Annotated in this window: 2 protein-coding genes; one reads left to right on the forward strand and one right to left on the reverse strand. The window is 73.2% G+C overall.

The window, feature by feature from the left end:
• Nucleotides 1–1,074: cytochrome P450 (locus HW445_RS20950; RefSeq protein ID WP_180222521.1), on the reverse strand; the 1,074-nt coding region annotated here is incomplete at its 3' end.
• Nucleotides 1,075–1,352: 278 nt separating this feature from the next.
• Here HW445_RS20950 and HW445_RS20955 point away from each other — a divergent pair.
• A complete protein-coding gene (locus HW445_RS20955) occupies nt 1,353–3,782 on the forward strand; it encodes an endonuclease/exonuclease/phosphatase family protein (protein WP_374939676.1) in 2,430 nt (809 codons plus the stop codon).
• Nucleotides 3,783–4,058: the final 276 nt, after the last annotated feature.

A 4,058-nucleotide genomic window follows, 5' to 3' on the forward strand; every position in this document is an offset into this window, starting at 1 on the left:
CGCCCCCGGGCAGCGGTGCGGGCCGTCGCCGAAGGAGAGCACCGGCGGGGCGTCTGCGCCGCGGGCCACCTGCCCGGCGCGGGCGGGGCAGAGGCTTCCGGGGTCGGGGCCGACCGCGCGGGGGTCCAGGTTGGCCGTCCCGACGTCGATCTCGACGAGCGCTCCGGCCGGGATGCGGAAGGCCCCGTCGGCGAGCTCCAGATCGGCGGTGGTCCTGCGGCGCAGGGTCGGGATGACCGGTTCGAGACGGAGTATCTCCCGCAGCAGTGCGAGGCGTTCGGGCTCGTCCGCGGCCCGGTAGGCGGCCAGCAGTTCCTCGCCGGTGAAGAGGTGCCAGGCCGCGAGGGAGACGAACTCGCGGGTGGTGACCATGCCGGCCGCGGCGAAGGTGATGCACTCGCCGAGGATCTCGCCCGCCGAGCAGCCCTCGTCGATCAGGTGGGAGATCAGGTCGTCGCGCCGCCGGGCGCGCCGGGACCGGACCGCGGGACGGACGTCGCCGGTGTAGAACCGCAGCCAGTTGCGGTTCTGCCGGGCGATCACGCGCAGGCCCTTGAGGCTGGTGAACCCGGGCCGGTCGAACTTCTCGTCGGGGAAGAAGGCCTCCAGCCGCCGGTCGGTACCGGGCCGGGACTCGGTCAGGCCGATCACCTCGGCGGCGACCGCGATGGCGAGGTGGAAGGCGAGCTGGGTGAGGTCGGCCCGGCCCACCGCGCGCAGCCGGGTCAACTGGGCCTCGGCGACGCGCTCCATGACGGGCCGGTAGTGCCGGTCGACCCGCCGGGGGGTGAAGAACCGCGCGGTCTGGCGGCGGTCCTCGCGGTGCTCCGGCCCGTCCCGGTAGAGGACCGGCCGGCGGTAGAAGGAGGGCAGTTTCTCCGTGCTCTCGACGCCGAGTCCGGCCTGCACGGTGTCGTGGGAACGCAGCACCGCGCGCGCCTCCTCGACCCCGGCCACCCGCCAGACGCCGTCCGCGCCCCGGCGCACCGGACAGCCTCCCGCACCGGACGGGTCCGTGCCCCCCACCGGGCGCGAGGCCTTCCGCGCCCCGGCCACCGGTTCCTTGTCGCGCATCCGCGCCACCTCCACGCTGTCGGGCGTCCCGGGAGCCGTACGGTACGACACGCTCCCCGGCGCGAACAGGGCGCGAACGATCGTTCACTCCGGGGGCGGCCCAGGGGGCCCGCGTTCACCCGTTCCGGCTACAGTTCATCCGGCGATTCCAGAGATTTAACGCGCGACCTCTTGGCAGCTCTGTTTCTACGCGCGTAACTTGAGTCGACTTTCCCGTTGTGTCATTTCCGCCCGCTCCGCGGCCCTACGCGGCGGGTTCCTTCCGAGGAGTACGAATCGTGCCCAAGTCGGGTGACAGAAGAGCGCGTTGGCGCCATGCCGCACAGGCCCTCACGGCGACGGGGGCGGCCGGCGCCTTCGTGCTGACTCCGCTGCCCCAGGCCTTCGCCGCCCCCTCCGCCGGCGCGGTCGTCGCCGAGGTGTACGGAGGCGGCGGCAACTCCGGGGCCACGCTCACCCGTGACTTCATCGAGCTGGGCAACGCCGGGGCGACGGCCGTGGACCTGTCCGGCTACAGCGTGCAGTACCTGCCGGGCTCCCCCTCGGCGACCTCCCGCTGGAGCATCACCCGGATCACCGGGTCCATAGCCCCGGGCGGCCGTTACCTGATCGCCGAGGCCCAGGGCGCCGGCGGCACCACGGCCCTGCCCGCCCCCGACGCCTCCGGCTCGATCGCGATGAGCGGCACCAGCGGCACCGTCGCCCTGGTGGCGGGCACCGACGAGCTCAGCTGCAAGACCGTGGCCGACTGCGCGGCGGACGAGCGGATCGTGGACCTGGTCGGCTTCGGCACCGCCGCCGTCCGTGAGGGCAGCCCGGTCGCGGGCGCCTCCAACACCGCCTCGGTGGCCCGCGGCGCCTCGCTCGCCGACACCGACGACAACGCCGCCGACCTCACCGCGGGCGTCCCCACCCCGGTCAACGCCAAGGGCGAGACCCCGGGGACGGGCGGGGGCGGCGAGGAGCCCGGCGAGCCGGGCGAGCCGGGTACGGTCCGCGTCCACGACATCCAGGGCACCACCCGCCGTTCCCCGCTGACCGGCGCGACGGTCACCAACGTGCCCGGCGTCGTGATCGGCGTGCGCGACAGCGGCTCCCGGGGCTTCTGGATCCAGGACCCGCAGGCCGACGCCGACCCCCGCACCAGCGAGGCGGTCTTCGTCTACACCGGCTCCGCCGTCCCGGCCGTGAAGACCGGCGACAGCGTCCTGGTCAGCGGCAAGGTCGCGGAGTACGCGCCGACCAGCACGACCCAGTCGATCACCCAGATCTCGGGCCCGAAGACCTCGGTGCTCTCCTCCGGCAACCCGCTCCCGGCGCCCGTCGTGCTCGGCCCGGCCGGCCTGCCGGACGCCTACACCCCCGAGGCGGGCGGCGGCTCCATCGAGGACCTGCCGCTCCAGCCGGCCGTGTACGCCCTGGACTTCCTGGAGTCCGCCGAGGGCATGCGGGTCCAGGTCGGCGACGCCCGGGTGGTCGGCGCGACCACCGAGTACGACGAGGTGTACGTCACCGCCAGGCCCGAGCAGAACCCCTCGGTCCGCGGCGGCACCGTGTACCTGGGCTACGACGGCCAGAACTCCGGCCGCCTCAAGATCGAGTCGCTCGGCCCGGCGATCCCCGAGGCGAACGTCGGCGACACGCTGGCCGGCGCCACGACCGGCCCGCTCGACTACGACTCCTACGGCGGCTACACCCTGATGGCCACCGAGATGGGCGCGCACGTCCCGGGCGGCCTGGAGCGCGAGGTGACACGCCGGCAGCTCGGCAAGGAGCTGGCGATCGCCACGTACAACGTGGAGAACCTGGACGCCCTGGACCCGCAGGAGAAGTTCGACCGCCTGGCGGAGGGCGTCGCGGTCAACCTGGCCGCGCCGGACGTCGTCGCGCTGGAGGAGATCCAGGACGACAACGGCGCCACCGACGACGGCACGGTCACCTCCGAGCGGACCCTGACGCGCTTCACCGACGCGATCGCCGCGGCCGGCGGCCCCCGCTACAGCTGGCGCTACGTCGCCCCGCGGGACAAGGCGGACGGCGGCGAGCCGGGCGGCAACATCCGTCAGGTGTTCCTCTACAACGAGGAGCGCGTCGCGTTCACCGACCGTCCGGGCGGGGACGCGGACACCGCCACCGAGGTCGTCGCCACCCGCAAGGGCGCCGAGCTGAGCGTCTCCCCGGGCCGGATCGACCCGGCGAGCGACGCCTGGGAAAACAGCCGCAAGCCGCTGGTGGGCGAGTTCAAGTTCCGCGGCGAGCGGGTCTTCGTGATCGCCAACCACTTCGCCTCCAAGGGCGGCGACGCCCCGATGCACGGCCGCTACCAGGAGCCCTCGCGCTCCTCGGAGGCGCAGCGCCACCTGCAGGCGCAGGAGGTCCGGGACTTCGTCGCGGAGCTGCTGGCGGCCGACCCGAAGGCGAAGGTGATCGTCCTCGGCGACATCAACGACTTCCAGTTCTCGAGGACCACCGAGATCATGACCGGCGACGGCTCCCTGCTGACGCCGCTCGTGAACACGCTGCCCGAGGAGGAGCGTTACACCTACGTCTTCGAGGGCAACTCGCAGACGCTGGACCAGACGCTGGTCAGCCCGTCGGTGGTCGCCTACGACTACGACATCGTGCACCTGAACGCCGAGTTCGCCGACCAGGCGAGCGACCACGACCCGCAGGTCGTGCGGATCGACGTCAAGAAGGGCCGCAAGTAACGTCAGGAAGGGCCGCACATGACGGCCCCCCGCTCCACGCACCGCGGCCCGTCCGGGAACCCTCCGGGCGGGCCGCGGCCGTGCCCGGGGCAAGCGGGGACCGCCGCGAGCGGCCCTATTGACAGAACACGGTCACGGAAGGAAGGTTTCAGCGCCCGCGGGTCATGGTGAAAGATTCTTTCGGAGGTCCTGTGCAGCGCAGAGGGATCAGCAGACGCCGGTTCGGAGCAGGGGCCCTGGCCCTGGGAGGTGCGGTGGTGGTGGCGCCCCTCGGCG

The sequence above is a fragment of the Streptomyces sp. UH6 genome, assembly GCF_013421635.1.
GTDB classification, from domain to species: domain Bacteria; phylum Actinomycetota; class Actinomycetes; order Streptomycetales; family Streptomycetaceae; genus Streptomyces; species Streptomyces abyssomicinicus.